At 45.1% G+C, this 19595-nt stretch carries 22 protein-coding genes; 16 read left to right on the top strand and 6 right to left on the bottom strand.

Translation table 11 applies throughout. The features are described 5' to 3' along the window. From B067_RS0115160 to B067_RS0115130, 6 genes are all read right to left on the bottom strand, one after another. On the bottom strand, positions 1–219 hold the full coding sequence (locus B067_RS0115160) for a hypothetical protein (protein ID WP_019530940.1): 219 nt from the start codon (positions 217–219) through the stop codon (positions 1–3). A gap of 112 nt (positions 220–331) precedes the next feature. Then, the gene (locus B067_RS0115155) at positions 332–646 is read right to left on the bottom strand and encodes a hypothetical protein (protein ID WP_019530939.1); all 315 of its coding nucleotides are present in this window, start codon (positions 644–646) and stop codon (positions 332–334) included. A gap of 5 nt (positions 647–651) precedes the next feature. After that, positions 652–2028, bottom strand: coding sequence for a flagellar filament capping protein FliD (gene fliD / locus B067_RS0115150; protein WP_019530938.1), 1377 nt, complete (start codon positions 2026–2028; stop codon positions 652–654). A gap of 98 nt (positions 2029–2126) precedes the next feature. Then, positions 2127–2540, bottom strand: coding sequence for a flagellar protein FlaG (locus tag B067_RS20650; protein ID WP_083921440.1), 414 nt, complete (start codon positions 2538–2540; stop codon positions 2127–2129). 64 nt (positions 2541–2604) lie between these two features. Beyond that, positions 2605–3402 carry a flagellin N-terminal helical domain-containing protein gene (locus B067_RS0115135; RefSeq protein ID WP_019530935.1) on the bottom strand — a complete coding sequence of 266 codons (798 nt, stop codon included), beginning with the start codon at positions 3400–3402 and terminating at the stop codon, positions 2605–2607. A 335-nt stretch (positions 3403–3737) separates the two neighbouring features. After that, positions 3738–4535 (bottom strand): flagellin N-terminal helical domain-containing protein, encoded by a 798-nt coding sequence (locus B067_RS0115130; protein ID WP_019530934.1) that lies wholly within the window; start codon positions 4533–4535, stop codon positions 3738–3740. Positions 4536–4882: 347 nt separating this feature from the next. On the opposite strand from B067_RS0115130, the gene fliS reads away from it, so the two are divergent. The 16 genes from fliS to B067_RS21425 all read left to right on the top strand — a co-directional run bounded on the left by fliS (position 4883) and on the right by B067_RS21425 (position 19588). Next, complete coding sequence (fliS, locus tag B067_RS0115125; protein WP_019530933.1) at positions 4883–5272, top strand: flagellar export chaperone FliS; 390 nt, start codon at positions 4883–4885, stop codon at positions 5270–5272. 192 nt (positions 5273–5464) lie between these two features. Next, positions 5465–6472: a UDP-N-acetylglucosamine 4,6-dehydratase (inverting) gene (gene pseB, locus B067_RS0115120; RefSeq protein ID WP_019530932.1), complete on the top strand. Its 1008-nt coding sequence runs from the start codon at positions 5465–5467 to the stop codon at positions 6470–6472. Next, positions 6469–7623 carry a UDP-4-amino-4,6-dideoxy-N-acetyl-beta-L-altrosamine transaminase gene (pseC, locus tag B067_RS0115115; protein ID WP_019530931.1) on the top strand — a complete coding sequence of 385 codons (1155 nt, stop codon included), beginning with the start codon at positions 6469–6471 and terminating at the stop codon, positions 7621–7623. Before pseB ends, pseC begins: the two co-directional genes overlap by 4 nt. Further along, positions 7620–8486 carry an N-acetylneuraminate synthase family protein gene (locus B067_RS0115110; protein ID WP_019530930.1) on the top strand — a complete coding sequence of 289 codons (867 nt, stop codon included), beginning with the start codon at positions 7620–7622 and terminating at the stop codon, positions 8484–8486. The genes pseC and B067_RS0115110 overlap by 4 nt, the downstream gene beginning before the upstream one ends. Then, on the top strand, positions 8483–9439 hold the full coding sequence (locus B067_RS0115105; protein ID WP_019530929.1) for a class I SAM-dependent methyltransferase: 957 nt from the start codon (positions 8483–8485) through the stop codon (positions 9437–9439). Before B067_RS0115110 ends, B067_RS0115105 begins: the two co-directional genes overlap by 4 nt. 11 nt (positions 9440–9450) lie before the next feature. Next, positions 9451–10641: a methyltransferase domain-containing protein gene (locus B067_RS0115100; protein ID WP_019530928.1), complete on the top strand. Its 1191-nt coding sequence runs from the start codon at positions 9451–9453 to the stop codon at positions 10639–10641. A gap of 41 nt (positions 10642–10682) precedes the next feature. Further along, positions 10683–11486, top strand: a complete 804-nt coding sequence (locus B067_RS0115095) for a transketolase (protein ID WP_019530927.1) — start codon at positions 10683–10685, stop codon at positions 11484–11486. Position 11487: 1 nt separating this feature from the next. Next, positions 11488–12480, top strand: coding sequence for a transketolase family protein (locus B067_RS0115090; protein ID WP_019530926.1), 993 nt, complete (start codon positions 11488–11490; stop codon positions 12478–12480). Continuing rightward, positions 12470–13222 (top strand): SDR family NAD(P)-dependent oxidoreductase, encoded by a 753-nt coding sequence (locus B067_RS0115085; RefSeq protein WP_019530925.1) that lies wholly within the window; start codon positions 12470–12472, stop codon positions 13220–13222. Before B067_RS0115090 ends, B067_RS0115085 begins: the two co-directional genes overlap by 11 nt. Before the next feature lie 19 nt (positions 13223–13241). Then, on the top strand, positions 13242–14408 hold the full coding sequence (locus tag B067_RS0115080; RefSeq protein WP_019530924.1) for an iron-containing alcohol dehydrogenase: 1167 nt from the start codon (positions 13242–13244) through the stop codon (positions 14406–14408). 44 nt (positions 14409–14452) lie between these two features. Further along, the gene (rfbC, locus tag B067_RS0115075) at positions 14453–15013 is read left to right on the top strand and encodes a dTDP-4-dehydrorhamnose 3,5-epimerase (protein ID WP_019530923.1); all 561 of its coding nucleotides are present in this window, start codon (positions 14453–14455) and stop codon (positions 15011–15013) included. After that, a complete protein-coding gene (gene rfbF, locus B067_RS0115070; protein ID WP_019530922.1) occupies positions 15013–15798 on the top strand; it encodes a glucose-1-phosphate cytidylyltransferase in 786 nt (261 codons plus the stop codon). The genes rfbC and rfbF overlap by 1 nt, the downstream gene beginning before the upstream one ends. A 5-nt stretch (positions 15799–15803) precedes the next feature. Next, positions 15804–16859, top strand: coding sequence for an NAD-dependent epimerase/dehydratase family protein (locus tag B067_RS0115065; RefSeq protein ID WP_019530921.1), 1056 nt, complete (start codon positions 15804–15806; stop codon positions 16857–16859). After that, complete coding sequence (locus B067_RS20645; RefSeq protein ID WP_019530920.1) at positions 16856–17722, top strand: NAD-dependent epimerase/dehydratase family protein; 867 nt, start codon at positions 16856–16858, stop codon at positions 17720–17722. The genes B067_RS0115065 and B067_RS20645 overlap by 4 nt, the downstream gene beginning before the upstream one ends. A gap of 35 nt (positions 17723–17757) precedes the next feature. Then, positions 17758–18807, top strand: coding sequence for a radical SAM protein (locus tag B067_RS0115055; RefSeq protein ID WP_019530919.1), 1050 nt, complete (start codon positions 17758–17760; stop codon positions 18805–18807). Position 18808: 1 nt separating this feature from the next. Further along, positions 18809–19588, top strand: a complete 780-nt coding sequence (locus B067_RS21425) for an NAD-dependent epimerase/dehydratase family protein (RefSeq protein ID WP_019530918.1) — start codon at positions 18809–18811, stop codon at positions 19586–19588. The last annotated feature ends 7 nt before the right edge of the window (positions 19589–19595 follow it).

Genomic DNA, 19595 nt, shown 5'->3' with positions numbered 1-19595 from the left:
CTATCTTGAGTGGCGATCTGAAACAACAATACTTATGTACTTTTGTTTTTCAGAGTAGATGAAGTTCAGATTTCTTTGTATGTTTTGTATATGCCTGTTCAAAGAAAATATTTCGTCTTTTTTATCTATTTTTGCATTAAGGGCAGCGCTATCTATCAACACATTTCTGTTTGATAACTGTGTTGTTTTTGAGCTTTGCTTTGGGGGATTGCTGTTCATGGGGTCTACTCTCTCTAGATGGTAGCGTTGCTATCTAGATATCAATACGTTGGCTAAATAATATATCGGCCGTTAGGGTATTTTCTTTAATGGAGTAGGTGGTGAATCGTGTTTAAACACTATCGATGTCGTGGTAAGTTTTTGTGGCGGCACGGCTTTTTTTGATTTTTTTAAGTTGCTCTATCAGAGAGGTTTTTATTGCCGTGCTGGCATCAATCAAACTCTGATTGTTGTTTTCAAATCGTTCTATTTCTATTTTTAGTTGATTGTCAGCTGTCTGACTTAGTTCGTCTATATGAAGGCTTTGCATGGTTGCAAGGCGCTTGTCGGCTGTTTTTTGTGCTTTTTCTGAATCACCTTCAGCTAAGGCTTTAAAAATATTGTCGCCCAGTTTGTTAATGGTTTGTAGTTTTTTGAGTGTATTCATATTACTTATGATGAGGATCTAGTGAAGCCCGGTAGGTTGGCTAGTTGCTGGGTTAAAAAGCTCCCTGTAGAGTTCAAAGAGGCAACCAAACCATCCATTGCGATAAACTGAGCGGTTAGACGCGCTTCAAGTTTGCCTATGCGGTATTCCAACTTATCCCTAGACTCGCCAATTAGCGATAGGCGAGTATTTAGCGAATCGCGTTTGGTATCAAGCAAGCCTGCAAACTTGGTATATTCTTCTAGTACGGTATCTAATCTAGCAGTTATGCCATCTGTGGCGGTGAATACAGTAGAGACCGAAGCAAAATTTGCATTTAAAGCCGTTTTTAAATCATCCTGGTCCAGTTCTAATAAGCCGACATTATTTGTGGTAATACCTATGGCCGATAAAGAATTATAGCTGGATGTTGATGAGGCTACGCTATTGGAAACTATGCTGGTAATTTGTGATTTTATGCTGCGGATGGTGGAGTCACTAAAGAGTGGCCCAGGGTTACCGTCGTTATAAGAGCTTACCGTATTAAATGTGCTTTGTAGTTTGTTATAGGCATCAACAAAACCCTGTACATTTTCAACAATACCCGTTTGATCTGGGGTCGTAGATATGGTGGTGGTGCCAACGGCTTTGGCGGTAATTTCTATGCCGCTAATAGCCCCTGAAATAGTATTGGATGCACTGGTAAATTGATTGCTGGGGTCATCTATTTGGATAACAGCGTCATCAGCGGCTTTAATTTGGGTTAAATTGGCTGAGTCTAAGGCGCTAAGACTGGGGTCGGCGGTAAGCGTTAGCGCATTACTGGTGCCGGTGTCGTTGGCGGTGATTTGTAATTTACTTAGGGTGCCACCGACGCCGTCGTCTATATTGATAATTGTGGCGGTAACGCCAAAGTTATCTGCAGCATTATTTATCGCGTCGCGCACTTGGTTTAACGTGTTATCTCCGCCACCAGCAAAGCTTAGTGCAAAGCTGTCACCGTCGGCATTGGCGAGAGTTAGATTGCCTGTGCCTACTTCGGTGGTGTCTGAGTCGGCAAAACCGGCAGTGCTGAGCTTGTGTGCTGCGGCCAGTTTGATGACGGTAATATCAAAACTGCCTGCTTTGGCAAAGCTATTAGAGGTAAAGCTTGCTGTATTTTCGTTGCTAGAGTTATTGGCGTAAATAACAAAATCATCGGGATCAGTAAGTTTAGCCAGGCTGTCTTGGAAAGTGGCGATGTCACTTTTTAAAGTGCCTACCGCGGATATTTGGCTATTTAGCTCACTTTCTCTTGCGTCTAATAATGATTCTGGGCCTAGTTTTTCTGCTTCGACAAGTTGTGAAACCAAGCTGAGTATATCTATACCTGAACCGACACCTGAGGCGCTGATAGAAGCCATGGACTAACCTCACAAGAGTAATAAAACGTTAAGCTGGGATATTAAGCGAAATAGATCATGGTAGCGATTTTACCCGCTTAATATGCCAGTGACTACGACTAAGCTTTGATGTCGTCAAATAAAAGGCTATTGACTTCTTTGAGACGATGATAAATGTTGAGCATTTCCTCGGAGGGGATTTGCCTAATAGTTTCATCGGTAGATTGATCAATAACTTTAATGATAAATCCACCACGATCTTCATCAATACTGAAGTTTAGGCCTTTTTGAATCTGCTCTACGGCTAAATTCATTTTTTTAAGAACTTCTTCAACTTGAGCTTTGTCTTGGGGGTTGATAACCCCATTAACCGCTCTGTACTCTTCATTTTTTGCTACAGAAGAGCTGTTAGCGTTTGCAACGGCAACAGAGCCCTCTTTTACCACGTTGGGTGGTGAAGAAGGCTCCGAGGAAGTACTTACTTGAATGCTGCCTGAGAGCCTGTCTGACAAATTAGATATACTGGTTGTCATAATGCTGCTCACCTTATTTTTATCGGGTCCGGTGTTATCCTACACCAGACCAGAAGGTTTTACCCTATTGTAGTAGCGACAATACGCCCTGGGGTATAGCGTTAGCCTGAGACAGCACTGAGGTACCAGCTTGTTGCAGGATTTGCGCGCGTGTCAAGTTAGCTGTTTCTACGGCAAAGTCGGCATCACGTATACGTGAGCGAGCTGCTGAAGCGTTTTCTATAATACTACGACCATTAGAGATAGTAGATTCTAGACGGTTTTGTATCGCACCTAAGTTACCACGCTTGGTATCTATGGCGGTAATTGCCGTAGTTAATGTACCAAGTGCCGCACTGGCGCCAGCTGCTGTAGCGATGGTGCCGCCATTGGCAGTTACGGTGCCTATGGTAAAGCTAATGGTTTCGCCTGCTTTATCACCTACCTGTAAGGCAGTTGCTGTAGCGGTGAATACATCGGTGTTACCAAAGCGTGTTTGCCCAGCTATACGAGTGACTTCGCTGTTAAGCGCAGTGTACTCAGCATTTAGAGCGGTTCTTTCGCTGGTGCTGTTGGTGCCGTTAGCAGATTGTACCGCTAGCTCACGCATGCGCTGGTAAATATTACCTACTTCGTCTAACGCGCCCTCAGCTATCTGCGCAAACGATATACCATCACTGGCATTACGTGTAGCAACAGTCATACCGCGGATTTGTGAGGTTAATTGGTTTGAGATTTGCAGGCCTGCCGCATCATCTTTTGCGCTGTTAATACGCAATCCAGAAGATAGACGCTGCAACGAGGTTGCTAAGCTGTTACCACTTTTGTTCAGGTTACGTTGCGCGTTAAGAGACGCAAGGTTGGTTGATACGACTTGTGCCATGATGGTCACTCCTAATATGCTTGTCTTTTATCACCCGAAGGTGAAACTTTCTCTCTCGTACGCATATCTTATCGGCCGTATTGAGGCTTGCTTTAGACTTTATTTGGGTTTTTCTTGCTGGAGGGTGAATAAAAGCTTTTAACTTATTGTTTTTTATCGTTTTTATTTTTTCAAGAAAGAGAGGGAGTTGCGCTTTTCGGAAGCTTTATCTGCATCTATAAAGAGAGGCTATATAGAAGGCTATAAAGGGAGGTAAAAAGATAAAAGCCGAGCTGGCGTGATTGCCAGCTCGGCTTTATAGGTATGCGTTGTCAACTCTCTACGTGACTACGCCACTATTGTAGTAGTGAAAGCACCCCTTGAGGTATCTGATTGGCCTGGGTGAGCATTGCGGTTCCTGCCTGTTGCAGTATCTGTGCTCGAGTTAAGTTGGCGGTTTCAACAGCAAAGTCGGCATCACGAATACGTGAGCGTGCAGCGGAGGCATTTTCTATAATGCTTCTGCTGTTTGCAATCGTCGATTCTAGGCGGTTTTGAATGGCGCCTAAGGTGCCTCGCTTAGCATCTATACCTGTTATGGAGGTTGTTAATGTGCCTAAGGCTGCGCTGGCGCCAGCGGCAGTAGCTATGGCGCCACCGTTGGCGGTGACAGTGCCTATAGTAAAGCTAATAGTCTCGCCTGCTTTGTCACCCACTTGTAGTGCTGTAGCTGTGCCAGTAAATACAGTGGTGTTGCCAAAGCGGGTTTGGGCGGCGATGCGAGTGACTTCTGCATTGAGTGAAGTATATTCGGAGTTTAATGCGGTTCTTTCGCTGGTGCTGTTGGTGCCGTTGGCAGATTGCACTGCAAGTTCACGCATGCGCTGGTAAATGTTACCAATTTCGTCTAATGCGCCTTCAGCGATTTGTGCATACGAGATGCCGTCGCTAGCGTTGCGCGCCGCTACAGTAGTGCCGCGGATTTGCGATGTTAGCTGGTTGGAAATTTGTAAACCTGCGGCATCGTCTTTAGCGCTGTTAATACGGAGGCCAGAAGACAAGCGCTGCAGTGATGTTGCTAGGCTGCTGCCGCTTTTTGAAAGATTACGCTGCGCATTAATCGATGCGAGGTTTGTTGCTACGACCTGTGACATGACGGTCACTCCTAAAATAAATTTACTTTATGTCCTCAGGCTACTCTAAGGCTTGAGGTGTGTTTCCGGCTCGAAATAGTTAACGGCAGGAGTGAAAATGGCTTTAGGTAAATTGTGTGAAAAAATAGTTTTAAAGCAATTTAATCAATTAAGCTATTGATTTATATATAGTTATTTTTTAATTAAAAACTATATTTTTCTATCTTTACCGTTATTTTGAAAAAAATAATGTGTGCGGTAATAATTTTTTTCGTTTTTAGTTAATGAATATAAAGTAATAGCCGCTATAGTTAGTGGGGATGAATTAGTCCTTTTGTTTTACGTGAATTATTTAGGATGTTTTGCACATGTCTTTACAAAAAGCGCTTAATCAATATCAGCAGATTAATGCACATGAGGCAATAAGTGGGGCCTCACCTCATCGCCTAATTCAAATGTTGATGGAAGGTGTTGTAGAACGTATAGCTGTCGCCAAGGGTGCCATGCAGCGTGGCGATATTGCCCAGAAAGGCTTATCTATAGGTAAGGCTATTTCTATAGTGGGTGGCTTGAGTGATAGCTTAAATTTAGAGGTAGATAGTGACATTCCTGCTAACTTAGATAGCCTCTATGGTTATGTGGTGGAATGCCTAATGACTGCCAATGCGAAAAATGATGAAGCTAAGCTAGATGAGGCGCTGGCTATAATTAAGACGATTAAATCTGGTTGGGATGAAATAGCTGCAGAAGCGGTTTAGCGTCAGTATCTTTACCCCCGTTATATGCGTGGGTGCTTTATCTGCTGGGTAGTTGATCGCTTTTTTATGTTTTGCTGCTTAATTACCCAGTCAATTTTTCTCGAATTTCCCTCTATATAAATACCGCTGGCACAGTTTCTGCATTGCTGATATAAATGATGCCAAATAATTGGCGTGATATTACTATTGGGGATGGCGGTGTTTAATAAAAAGATTATCTTAATCACGGGAGGTACAGGGTCATTTGGCAAAAAGTGTGTCGAGACTTTGCTATCCCGTTACCAGCCCCGAAAAGTCATAATATTCTCCCGCGATGAACTAAAGCAGTTTGACATGCAGCAGGTGTTTAATGCGCCTTGCATGCGTTATTTTATCGGCGATGTGAGGGATAAGAGTCGCTTAATGCAGGCTTGTAATGGCGTCGACTATATTATTCATGCGGCGGCACTCAAACAGGTGCCTGCTGCTGAATATAACCCCATGGAATGCATTAAAACCAACATCAATGGTGCTGAAAATGTGATTGATGCGGCTATTGCTAATAAAGTGCAAAAAGTCATTGCGCTATCTACGGACAAAGCGGCCAACCCAGTAAACCTCTACGGCGCCACTAAATTGTGCTCTGATAAGTTATTCGTGGCTGCCAACAATATGGTCGGTGCCGACTGCCCGCGGTTTTCGGTAGTGCGTTATGGAAATGTCGTGGGTTCTAGAGGTTCGGTAGTACCTTTTTTTAAAGGCTTGCTGAAGGGGGGTGAGCAAACCCTACCGATTACAGATGCTAATATGACACGCTTTTGGATCACTCTGCAGCAAGGTGTTGATTTTGTGTTCAAGAGCTTTGAGCGCATGTACGGCGGTGAGATTTTTGTACCTAAAATCCCCTCGGTTAAAATTACGGATGTTGCCGAAGCCGTGGCGCCATCGCTACAGCATGAAATCGTAGGAGTGAGACCAGGTGAAAAAATGCATGAAAAAATGGTGCCTAGGGACGATAGCTACCGCACCATAGAATTTGATGACCACTATGTTATTACTCCCAGTATAAAGTTTTCCGATGGTGATGTGGATTACTGCAGAAACGTCTGTGGTGAGCGGGGTAACTATGCGGAGCCTGGGTTCTGCTATGACTCCGGATCCAACCCCGACTTTTTATCCGTAGAGGATATTAGAACACTGCACGATGGTGTTGGCCTATGATGCCATACAGCCGTCAACAAGTGGCTGACGAGGATATAAGTGCGGTTGTTGATGTATTGAAGTCTGATTTTCTTACCCAAGGGCCTATGGTAAGCGAGTTTGAACGGGGGGTGGCACAATACTGCGGCGTTGAGCATGCGGTTGCCACGTGTAATGCTACCGCGGCATTACACCTAGCCTGCTTGGCCTTAGGTGTGGCGCAGGGTGATGTTGTCTGGGTGGCCGCAACCAGTTTTGTGGCGTCGGCAAACTGCGCCTTATACTGCGGTGCCGATATCGATTTTGTGGATATTGATAGCCGTACTGGCTTGATATCAGTAGCTGCGCTGGCGGAGAAACTCGCCAGCTATCAACAACAGGGCAAGTCTCTGCCCAAGGTTTTGATTGTAGTGCACATCGCAGGTCAGAGTTGCGATATGCAGGCACTGGCAGCGTTATGTGGGCCATTAGATATTGCCATTATTGAAGATGCTAGCCATGCGCTGGGTGGTACCTACCAGCAACAAACTATCGGCTGCTGCCAATATAGTGCTTGTAGCGTGTTTAGTTTTCACCCGGTAAAACCTATTACCAGCGGCGAAGGCGGTATGTTAGTTAGCCAGAATGGGCAGTTGGTTGAAAAAGCGCGGTTACTGGCATCTCACGGGATTGTTAAAGACGCGGAGCATTGCCTGGCAGATAAGCCGGGCGAGTGGTATTACGAACAGCAGCAGTTGGGCTTTAATTATCGTTTAAGTGATATACACGCGGCATTGGGTGTTTCCCAGCTTAAGCGTTTAGATACTTTTATCAGCCGCAAGCAAGCTTTGGTGCAACAGTATAACGCTGCTTTTCAGCACTCGGCCATTCAGCCTTTGCTGGTGCAGGAGGATTGCTCCTCGGCTTGGCATCTTTATATAGTGCAGTTTACCGATATCAGTACACGTAATCGTTGTTTTGACGCACTAAGGGCTGCAGGCTTTGGTGTTAACCTGCATTATCTTCCCATCCCCGGCCATCCCTATTATCAAAACTTGGGTTTCAGCCCTGATGATTATCCCAATGCCAGTCATTATGCTGAAGCGTCGCTATCACTGCCGCTTTTCCCCGACCTGGATGCCGTCGATGTGGCGAAGGTAGTCGCTATTTGCCTGCAGTGTGACTCGTCATGAGTTGCTTATTTATTGCTGAAGTTTCCAGCAATCATCACAAAGACTTAGCGCGCTGCTTGGAGTTTGTGGATGTGGCAGCGGCCTCGGGCTGCGCTGCGGTTAAATTTCAATTATTCAAAATTGATCAGCTGTTTTCACCGGAAGTGTTGGCCGGTAGTGAGCAGCATAGGCGCCGTAAAGAATGGGAACTGCCCTTAGGCTATTTAGCGCCTATAGCGCAGCGTTGTCGCGAGCAGCAAATACAGTTTTCCTGTACGCCTTTTTATTTAGATGCGGTTAAAGCATTAGAGCCCTTTGTCGACTTTTATAAAATAGCGTCTTATGAATTGTTATGGGATGACTTATTAATAGCCTGTGCCAAAACTAACAAACCCGTGATTTTATCTGTGGGTATGGCCACCATAGAAGAAATTGACCATGCCGTAGCCGTGTTGCAGCAGGCAGGTTGCCAGCAGTTAACCCTGTTGCATTGTGTGTCGGCTTACCCTACGCCGATTGACGAGTGCAATTTAGCGGTTATAGAAACATTAAGGCAGCGTTATCACTGCGCGGTGGGATGGTCAGATCACAGCCGTCAGCCAGCGGTGTTACATAGAGCTGTCCAGCAATGGCGGGCTGAAGTTATAGAGTTTCATATAGATTTAGATGGCCAAGGTGAGGAATACCAAGCCGGCCATTGTTGGTTGCCCGAGCAAATTAGTGCAGTCACCAGCGTTTATCAGCCGGCACCGCCTATGGATGGCAACGGCATAAAAACAGTAGCGGCCTCTGAATTGCCTGATAGGGATTGGCGTGCTGACCCGCGAGATGGTTTGCGGCCATTACTAGCAAAAAGAAAAAATTGGAATACGAGTGGTTTATGACTATCGAACAGCTAGCAATAAACCAGCACTGGACATCGCCATCAGGTTGTAAACATAGTGGTCAAGTGTCGTGGCAGCGGGGCGAACAGAGTGTTATTGCCTGTGAAAGTTGTGGCTATAAACATTTAATACCCTTACCCGATACCCTGCATTTACAGCAATTTTATGAACAGCAATTTTATCAGCAAGAGCGGCCTGATTATTTACAAGCTTCGCAAGATGATCAGCAGTGGTTGCAGCTCAGTTTTAGCACTAGGTTGGATAAAGTTGCAGGTTTTTTGCTCGCAGGGATGACACCACGAGTATTAGACATAGGCTGTGGCCCGGGAAGCTTTCTTGATGCGGCGGTAGCGCGCGGTTGGGAGGCGGTTGGGGTGGAGCCTTCACCGGTAGCGGTAGAATTTGGTGTAGAAAAAGGCCTGGATATACGCCAAGGCTTTTTTTCAGAAGCCATGTTAGCCGAACTGGGTGTTTTTGATATGGTGCACATGAGTGAGGTGCTAGAGCATATACCCAACCCGGCTGAAGTGTTGGCTGCTGCAGTTAAGTGTCTCAAGCCCGGCGGCCTGTTAACGGTTTCGGTACCTAATGACTTTAACGATTTTCAACAGGCCTTGGTTAATAGCCATGCGCAGTCAGAGTGGTGGGTAGTTCCTGACCATCATCTTAATTATTTTTCCTTCGATAGCCTAGAGTTGCTATTACAGCGTAGCGGCTTAAATTTAGTGTCTCGTTCTACCAATTTCCCCATGGAAATGTTTTTGTTAATGGGCCAGGACTACACTCAAAATCCCGTGCTAGGCAAGCAGTTGCACAATTGGCGTAAAAACTTTGATTTGCAGCTGCATGGTTATGGCCAAGATCAAGCTTTAGAGCGTTTTTACGAAGCTATGGCGGCGGCGGGCTATGGCCGTCTTGCTATAGTCTATGCGCAAAAGCCTGATAATAAATAAAGAGAAAGCTAATGACCGATATTAATGTAATTGTGCAAGCCAGCTCTACCTCCTGGCATGGCGGTGCAGATTTATGTATGAATCATTTAAATGGCCAGCCTGTGGTTAAAACCACCATAGAAAAATTTCTTAATCATTCACCAGCGGTATCTGTCACTATAGCTGCACCAGAATTTGATAAGGGTGTGGATTTTTGCGCGTTAATAGATAGTCGTTTAGCAACGCGTTGCCATGTTTTTAAAGGCGATGCAGCTAGCCCATTAAAACGCATTGTTGATGCAACAGCGTCGTTAGCGGATAGCGATTATATTATTAGGGTAGATGGTTTGCATTTCCCCGTATTGGTGGGCGCGGTTGTCGCTATGCTTGAACAGGCAAAATTGGAACAACTAGATTGCATAAAATTTCCCGACGATTACCCCGTGCAATTTTCCGCCGACGTGTATCGCATAGGCGCTTTACGTCAGTTATTGGCAGGTGATATTGATGCTGTTTTTCATGTGCACCCTAAATATGCTTTATTTGCCGATACGGTAAGCTATCGCTGCGCTTTTTATCAGCCGCCGGTGTTGTCTGATGGTTTTTTAACCCAGGTTAGAAAACAGGCTGAAACGGTTTATATAGAACCACGTATGGAAGTCAGTGATAAAAAAATTAGCGCGGGTGATCAACTGAGTTTTCATTACGAACTGGCTTTGCAGTATTTACCGCAAGCAGGGCAGGTTTTGGATATAGCCTGCGGTGGCGGTTATGGCAGTCGTATGATGGCCAGTGATAAAAGATCGGTAACCGGTGGCGACATAGAGTCGGAAGTAATTGCCGAGGCCAAACAGCAGTCAAAAGAGTATGCGCAAGTCAGCTTTTGTGTGACGGACGTTACTGCTATGCAATTCGGCGATGCGAGTTTTGATGCTGTGGTCAGTATGGAAACCATAGAGCACGTTGATGATGCAGCCTATTTGTCAGAAATTTCACGGGTGTTAAAAAGCGGTGGAGTGTTTATTTTATCAACGCCGCAAAATTCCTTAGGGCATATACCGGTTAATGCCGTGCACTTAAAAGAGTATACCCGCCAAGAGTTGCAAGGCTTATGCCAGCCGTATTTTGAGGTGGAAGAAGTGATAGGCCTAAAGCAGGGCCGGGTCATTATTGCTAATAGCCCCGCGGGCGGTAATATGATGATGGTTTGTCGTAAACGATAAACACATAGAACATAAATTATTAATTAACTAAGGGCATGTGTATGTCATTAATATCTATAGCGCAAGATATCAGGCGCTTAGCTGTTACTGCAGTGTATGAGGCGCGCTCGGGGCATCCCGGCGGCTCACTTTCTATAGCCGATATATTGGCTGTTTTATATTTTGATGAAATGAATATAGACCCTACCCGGCCGAACTGGGCGGATAGAGATCGTTTTGTTTTGTCCAAGGGTCATGCTTGCCCCGCTTTATATGCGGCGCTGGCTATTAAAGGTTATTTCCCCGAGCAAGAAGCCCTGCAATTACGTAAGTTAAATAGTCGCATGGAGGGGCACCCCGATGTGCGTATACCGGGCATAGATGCACCTTCAGGCTCCTTAGGTATGGGCTTAAGTCAAACTTTGGGTATGGCCATGGCCGCCAAGCATCTGCAAAAAACGTTTAGGAGTTACGTTATCGTAGGCGATGGTGATATGCAGGAGGGCAATACTTGGGAGGCTATTATGGCAGCGCCTCATCATGCCTTGGATAATATGGTTGCTATTTATGACTCCAATAAATTACAGGGCGATGAAAGCGTTAAAGTGCAAATGGATTTAGGTAATGTGGCTGACAAAGTCGCTGCATTTGGCTGGCATGTTATCGAAATTAATGGCCACGATGTTGAGGCGATACGCAGTGCCCTGAGTGAGGCAAAAACAATTAAAAATAAGCCCACCTTTATTGTGGCTGATACGGTAAAAGGCAAAGGCATTTCGTTTATGGAAGGCGTGTTGCGTTGGCACGGTAGTGTCACGATGACCGATGCAGAATTAGCTGATTCGCTAGCGGCCTTAGGAGAATAATATGTCTGAATTAGAATACTTTGAGCTAGGCAGTGAAGTTTCATTGCGCGATGGTTTTGGCCGGGTTTTATGTTATGAGGCTGAACGCAGAGACGATTGGTTATTGTTGGATGCTGATGTGGCGGGGGGGACGGGTGCCAAACCTTTGGTGCAGCAGTACCCTGACAGAGTAAAGCAGTTTGGTATAGCAGAGCAAAACATGATGGCCGCAGCAGGGGGCATGGCCGATACCGGTATTATCCCTGTAGTGTCTACCTTTGCTGCATTTGGTTGCATGCGTGCCCATGAGCAATTTAGAACGGCTATTGCCTATCCCGGGCGTAACGTAAAACTGTGCTGCTCACATGTAGGTTTAGATGTGGGGCCCGATGGTGCCACCGCACAGATGTTAGAAGATTTTGCCACCATGCGGGCCATCCCCGGTGTTGTCGTTATTAGCCCTTCCTGTGCTAATGAATTTATGCAGGCATTTTCCGCTATTTTAGCGCACCAAGGCCCAGTCTACATGCGTATAGGTAGAAGTCCTGCGCCCGTGATAACGCCTGCTGAACAGCCGTTTAAAATTGGTAAAGCCACTCGCTTAAAAGAAGGTAGCGATGTCACCATTATTGCAACAGGGGTAATGGTAGCGAGAGCGTTAGAAGCTGCAGCTGATTTATCGCAACAGGGTATAGAGGCGCGAGTGGTAAATTTATCAACCATTAAGCCCTTAGATGGTGAGGAGTTATTGGCTGCTGCACGCGAGACCGGCTGCATAGTTACCGCTGAAGATCATAACGTGCATGGCGGTATGGGTAGCGCGGTGGCGGAGTACTTGGTTCAACACTGCCCCGTGCCTATGCGGATAGTGGGGGTGCAAGATAGTTTCGGTAAGTCGGGTGAGCACGATGAATTACCCGCAATGTATGGTATCGATGCCGCATCTGTGGCGCGGGCAGCAAAATCATTGGTTAATAAACCATTGCTTAATAAAGAGGTGGCTGATGTCAGTTAATGGCGAATTAAACGGCAAGGTGGCATTGATTACTGGCGGCACTAAAGGTATAGGCAAGGCTATTGCAACAGCGTTTATACAGCAGGGCGCAGAACTTTGGTTGAGCTACGCAACTGATACTAAGGCAGCCCAGGCGGCGGCATCAGAGCTGGGCCTGCCCTTGTCGCGAGTGGTACAGGCTGATGTGAGTAAGCGAGCTGAAATAAAAACATTAATGCAGATGATTAATAGTGAGCATGGCCGCTTAGATGTTTTAGTGAATAATGCCGGCATTAATAAGCCTACCGACTTTGATCAAATCACCGATGAAGATTGGGATCACATCATGGCCGTTAATTTAAAAGGCCCGTTTGTGGTGTCGCAGGAAGCCCTGTCCTTATTAACGGCCGCCGCTAGTGCCAGTGTTATCCATATAGGTTCTGTGTCTGGCCAGTACGGCGGGCCGAGAACGGCGCATTATGCAGCCAGTAAGGCGGGCTTAATATCCTTAAGCCAAGTTATTGCCCGGTTTTTAGCGGAAAAAAATGTGCGCTCTAATACCTTGGCCGCCGGGTTTATTCATTCAGACATGGCGGTAGGGGCAATGAATAGTCCTGCAGTACAAGCTGCCGCAGCAAGTGTGTTGATGAAACGCTTGGGCAGCGCTAGCGAAGTGGCAGATACTGCCGTTTATTTAGCTTCCGACCGTTCTTCATATATTACCGGCCAAGTCATTAATGTGAATGGCGGCCTTTATTTTTAATTATTAATAGCAGTGTCTTATGTCCTATAGTTTTAATTTACCCACGCAAATCGTATTTGGTGTTAATGAGATAGATAAACTCGCAGAGCATGCGTCGGTTTATGGTGATCGCATACTGTTTATCTGTCCAAAAGATATTATTGCTTTGGCTAGGCCCATAATAGATAACTTAACGCAAAGCCGGTCAAAGCTTACGGTAATAGAGCACGAGCCAGCCGAGCCTAGTTGCCAATATATTGATCAGTTAAGTGCGGAGCTGAAACAGCAGGCTAGCTTTGATCTTATTGTTGGTTTTGGTGGCGGTAGTGCTATGGATTTGGCTAAGGCTCTATCTATAGCGCTAAGTCATGATGAGCCCATATGGCTGTATGCTAATTTATCTAATCGCCCGCCATTAGCGCTTACTAATCAGCCTTTGCCGGTTATTACTATTCCGACTACCTCTGGTACAGGTTCAGAGGTAACACCTTATGCGGTATTAGCTAATAACGAAACGAAACAAAAAGGCACCATACAAGAGCCGGCCATCTTTCCAAAACTGGCGATTGTTGATGCATCATTACTGACTAATATGCCGCAGGCATTAACAGCCAGTACCGCCATAGATGCCTTTGCCCATGCCTTAGAAGCTACGATTAATATTTCTAAACCTGCCCCCATGGCTGAGCTGTTTGGTGTGCAGGCTATGAAAATTATTGCCGACAACCTAGCGGCGGTATTAGCCAACCCAAAAGATAAGGATCTGCGTCAACACATGGCCCATGCCAGCACCTTGGCTGGCATGGCTATTTCTCATCGCGGTACGACTACCACACACGCGATTGCCGAACCCTTGGGGGCCTTAACAAAAATGCCGCATGCGATAGCCGTGGCGGTTACCACTATGCCGGTTATGCGTCATAGTGAAAAACATGCCAGTGCTGTGTTGGCTCGTCTTGATAGCGAGGTGTTTGCCAGTGCTCAAGCCAGTGCTGCAAGCTTTAATAAAAACCTAGAATCGTTAATTAACCTTGCGGGATTCAACAAGCCCTTAAGTGCCATGCTGGCTGATGAGCAGTTGTTAGGTTTGGCCGATGAGCTGGTTGATAATGTGATGCGTTTTAAATTTAGGCCGCTAAAGCAACACCCTATAGAGTGGGGTGAAGAGGGCGTGCGCAGTATTGTTAATGATTTAATCCATGGTTAATAAATAATAAGATCCAATAAGTAATATCGGATAAAGAGTTAAAGATGAAATTTAAGCGCGAAATTATTGCAGATGTACAATTAATTAGCCTGGATCCTATGGTGGATGAGCGAGGTTTTTTTGCTAGAGCTTTTTGTGAAAAAGAGTTTGCCGAGCAGGGCTTGCCCACACATTTTGAACAAATGAACTTATCACGCAACCCTAAGAAACATACCTTGCGAGGGTTTCATTTTCAGTTGCCGCCTTATCAAGAGGGCAAGCTAGTGCGCTGTGTTGCCGGCAGCATCTACGATATAGCGGTAGATGTGAGGCCTCAGTCGCCAACCTTTGGTCAGGCTTGTGGTGCCTATCTCAGCGCAGAAGAGGGCAATATGTTTTACGTGCCCGAGGGCTGTGCCCATGCGTTTATTTCTTTAGAAGATAATACCGATGTTTTATATATGGCAACTCAGTCTTATCGCCCTGGTGTGGAGCAAGGTATTGCCTACAATGATCCCTTTATAAAAATTGAGCTACCTGTGGTGCCAGCATTAATCTCTGATAAAGACAGCGATTGGCCGACGTTTGATATACCGGCGCATGAAAAATCGTGGAGGCAGGGCTAATGCAAGCAGTAATATTAGTCGGTGGCTTTGGCACCCGCTTAAAAGAAAAAACCAGCACTATCCCCAAACCTATGGTGGAGGTGGCTGGGCGGCCCATATTGTGGCATATTATGAAGTATTACAGCATGTTTGGAATTAATGATTTTATTCTATGCCTCGGCTATAAAGGGGAAGTTATTAAAGATTATTTTTTAAACATTCATGCTTATAACTCTGACGTTAGTGTCAATTTGGCTGAAGGTAAGGCTAGCTTTTTAAAAAATAATTGCGAGCCCTGGAATGTCACCATGATAGATACGGGTTTAGAAACAGCAACAGGTGGAAGGCTAAAGAAAATAGCACCTTATTTAGATGGCCAAGCGTTCTGTATGACCTATGGCGATGGTGTTGCCGATGTTGATATCAATGCCTTATTTGCGCAGCACCAAAGCAGCCAAGGCTTGGCTACGGTAACAGCCGTAGTGCCCCCTTCACGTTATGGCTATTTAGAAATAGAAGATGGCAAAGTGACGCGTTTTCAAGAAAAGCCTGAAGCAGCCGATAAACCTCGTATTAATGGTGGTTTTTTTATACTAGACCCTAAGGCCTTAGACTATGTGCAGGGTGACGATGAAATGTGGGAGCAGGGGCCTATGAATAGGCTAGTGGCAGATGGCCAGTTATCGGCTTATCACCACGACGGCTTCTGGCAGTGCATGGATACCTTAAGAGATCAGCAAAAGCTAGACCAGCTATGGAAAACCAACCAAGCCCCATGGCGTATATGGCCTAACCAAGATAGCTAAAAAATATGAATATCTTAATTACAGGTAACTTAGGTTATGTAGGCGGGGTGTTGACTCGCTATCTGCGCGAAAAATATCCTCAGGCGCTGTTGGTAGGTGTCGATAGCGGTTTCTTTGTTGATCAGTTGACTAGCGTGGATGCGCCTCCGGAGCTGTTGTTGGACAGGCAGTTAAGCTGCGATATACGCGATATTAGTCTTGAGCAGTTGCAGGGTTTTGATGCTGTGGTGCATTTGGCTGCAGTCTCAAATGACCCTATAGGGAAATCTTTTGAGCAGGCTACCGAGTCTATAAATTTAACCGGTACGCTAGCGCTAGCGGCTAAAGCCAAATCTGCTCATGTAGGGCGCTTTGTGCTGGCTTCCAGTTGCAGTGTTTATGGGGCAGCGGCTGAAGAGTTGGTCGATGAAAGTGGTATCCTAAACCCTCTCACCGCCTATGCCAGAAGTAAGGTCGACAGTGAGCAGCAATTAGCACAGCTGGCCGATGACAGTTTTCAGGTAAGTTGTTTACGCTTTGGTACGGCTTGCGGTTATGCGCCGCGTACCCGTTTAGATTTAGTGGTTAATGATTTTGTCGCGTCATCCATTGCTAATAAAGAAATTTATTTGCTGAGTTCGGGCAATGCCTGGCGACCATTTATCCATGTTGAAGACATGGCAAGGGCTATAGATTGGGCTCTGCATCGTGATGGTGTAGCGATAGAGGTTGTGAATATAGGTTCAGCGGCTATGACGCTGCGGGTTAATGCCTTGGCAGAATTAACGGCCACTATTATTAGTGATGCCAAAGTGACCTATGCGCAAGATGCTTCGCCAGATAACCGCAGCTATCAAGTAGACTTTAGCCGTTATCAGCGGCTTGCGCCTGATTATCAGCCGCAGTGGGATATGCCGGCTACCATTCAAGACTTAGTCGAAAACTTTCAAAAGATAGGTTTTTCAAACGGGAATTTTCGAACCAGCTTATTGATTCGTTTAAATAGCTTGCGGCAATTAATAGAAAGCGGCCAGCTAGATGAGCAATTGCGTTGGTCAAGCCCTACGGTGTTAAGCGAATGAATATAGGGCTGTTGGGTAGTTTTGGATTAATAGGCTCTGCAATTAGAGTTCGCCTTGCCAGTCATACCTTGCGTTATTTAGGGCGCTCTCAGGATGAATGTTGCCTGGATTTAAATAAACCTATAGACGCTACGCAATTGCAAGGTTTAGACGTACTTATACATGCTGCTGGCGTTCGCGATGAAGATTTCACCGTTGATAGTACGCAAGCTTATAATCGTTCAACTACAGGAATTTATGACCTGTTCTCTAAAGCTATAGGTGCAGGAATAACAAAATTTGTTTATATCTCTACTGCACATGTTTATGGCCCTATGGTAGGTGCAATAAACGAAACAACAGCGGTTAACCCCCTGTCTGATTATGCGATAGGGCATTATGCCAGCGAACAAATTCTACAACGATTGGTGAGGGAGCGGGGTATAGAGGCTCTTATTATTAGGCCCAATGCGGTTTTTGGTTTGGGCTTTGATCAAAAACGTTTTACTCGCTGGCAGTTGGTGCCGTTTTTATTTCCAAAAAAGGCTGTTTGCGAAGGGCGTATAGCTGTGAATTCGCCAGCGATTAAAAGAAATTTTATTTCGACAGATGCCATAGCCGGTGAAATTGAACAATGGTTATTAGCTGGGAGCAGTGGCTATAAAGTGCTCAACCCAGTAGCTAGCAGTATGTTGAGCTTGGGGGAGTTTGCGGGCCTTTGTGCTGAAATAGCAGAAAAAGAGACAGGTGCGCCTGTGGCACTTGAGTTGGGCTCGTCAAATCAAGCAGATGATTTTAATTATAGCTCTATTTACCCGCAGCCATGCCGTAGTGAAGAGTTAAAACAGTTTGTATCGGTCTATACACAGATGTTGAATAGTTAGTGTTCTGTGCATAGATTGATGAATGGGAGTTGATAATGAAACTTGAAAATTTTGATTTCTCTAAAAAGATATTTTATCACCCTGACAGAGTTAATGAGCTCAAGTCAGGGGGTAGGCCTTTTCCAGTTACTGTGGAGATAGATTTAACTAACCAGTGTAATCATCGCTGTAGTTTTTGTTTTTATGCCGAACATATTGCCACTGACCGTTCTACCTTAAATACCGATGTTATTATAAAAACCCTTACCGAGCTAAAAGACTGTGGTACTAGAGGGGTTAGCTTTACAGGGGGTGGTGAACCCATGCTGCATAAGGATTATATTAAAATCTTAGAGCATGCGGCGACTATAGGCCTTGATTGCGGCTTGATAACCAATGGTAGCGCGATACACTCAAAAAATGTTGAGAGTTTGGTTAAACATTTGACTTGGATACGCATTTCTATCGCGGGTGGTGACCAAGAGAGTTATGAGAAAGTTCAGGGTATCAATCACTTCGAAAAAATAATCGGTAATATTGCTCTAATGCAAGCAACTAAAGAGCAAATGGCTGGCCGGGTTAATATCGGTGCAAGGATGTTAGTTACACCAGAAAATGTTACCAGTGTGCCCAATTTAGCCAAGCTGTTGGGTGATATAGGTATTAATTATATACAAGTAGCACCCGATCAGTTTACTACTGACAAAGGGGCGTTTTGGGATGGCCCGCTAGCGGCGGGTTATTTTACAAATGCCGAACTCTATCTTAAAACAACGCCAACTAAGTTATTAACTTCAGGTTATGTATGGTATCAAGATCAAATTGAAAAACCCTCTGCCTGTTATGCGCATTTCTTTCAAATCGCTATATTAGCTGAAGGGCATGTGGCATTTTGTAAAAATGCCCGTGGTGAAGAAAATTTTTATATAGGCAATATTAATGAAAACTCCATGCAAGAAATATGGGAGGATACCGTTAATAAAGATATAGAGAGCTGGGTTAAACCCAGTAATTGCGGTATGTATTGTAAGCACATACAAATGAATTTGGCTTTAGAGGATGTCGTTAATCCTGATTTTGATATGTCGATCAATTTCGTCGGTTAGTATGAAAGTTATCGTAGTAGGTTATAACGGTTTAGTCGGTTCGGCGTTTTGTCGGTATTTTTCGCAAATATCACCAGCGCTTATTACTGTTGGCCGTGAGCAAATGCACGCTATTAGCGGTGCGGAGTGTGATCTGCTGGTATTGGCCTTAGGTAATGCGAATAAAGGTTTTGCGGGCCAACATCCAGCGAAAGATTTTGAGGCCTCGGTGGCTAGTGTGGCGCACTATGTTCATGCTATTAAGGCTAAGAAGACGGTATTGATTTCCAGTGTTGATGTTTATAGTCACCCGGGTAGTAGCGACACCACCAAAGAAAACACGGTAATTGATCCTGCGCAGCAGCACGTCTATGGCTTTCATAAATATTTAGCCGAGCAAATAGTACTGAAATTTTCTGCTTCTGCTATGGTGGTTAGGCTGCCAGGACTGCTGGGGCCGGGTTTAACTAAAAACCCCGTGTTTGATTATTTTAATCCTAATAAGAAGTTATTTGTTTCTGCCGAGTCAAAATTAAATTTTATCTATACGGATGATATCCCTGTGCACGTGAACCGTCTTTTAAATGCTGGTTTTAAGGGTGTTGTTAATGTGGCCGCTAATAATAGCGTTCGCATAGCGGATTTGGCTGCGTTGGGTGGGTATCCTTGTGTGTATAACGAAGGCGCGGCCAATAATATCCAGTGTTATAAAATTAATACGACCTTACTTAGCCAATACGGGCAGTTAAATACAAGTGAGTCAGCTATCTTGCGCTATAAAGCAATGCTGGCCGAAGAGTAGCGTGGTT

The organism is Dasania marina DSM 21967 (genome assembly GCF_000373485.1).
Taxonomy (GTDB): domain Bacteria; phylum Pseudomonadota; class Gammaproteobacteria; order Pseudomonadales; family Dasaniaceae; genus Dasania; species Dasania marina.
This window is presented reverse-complemented; position numbering and strand designations above follow the sequence as displayed.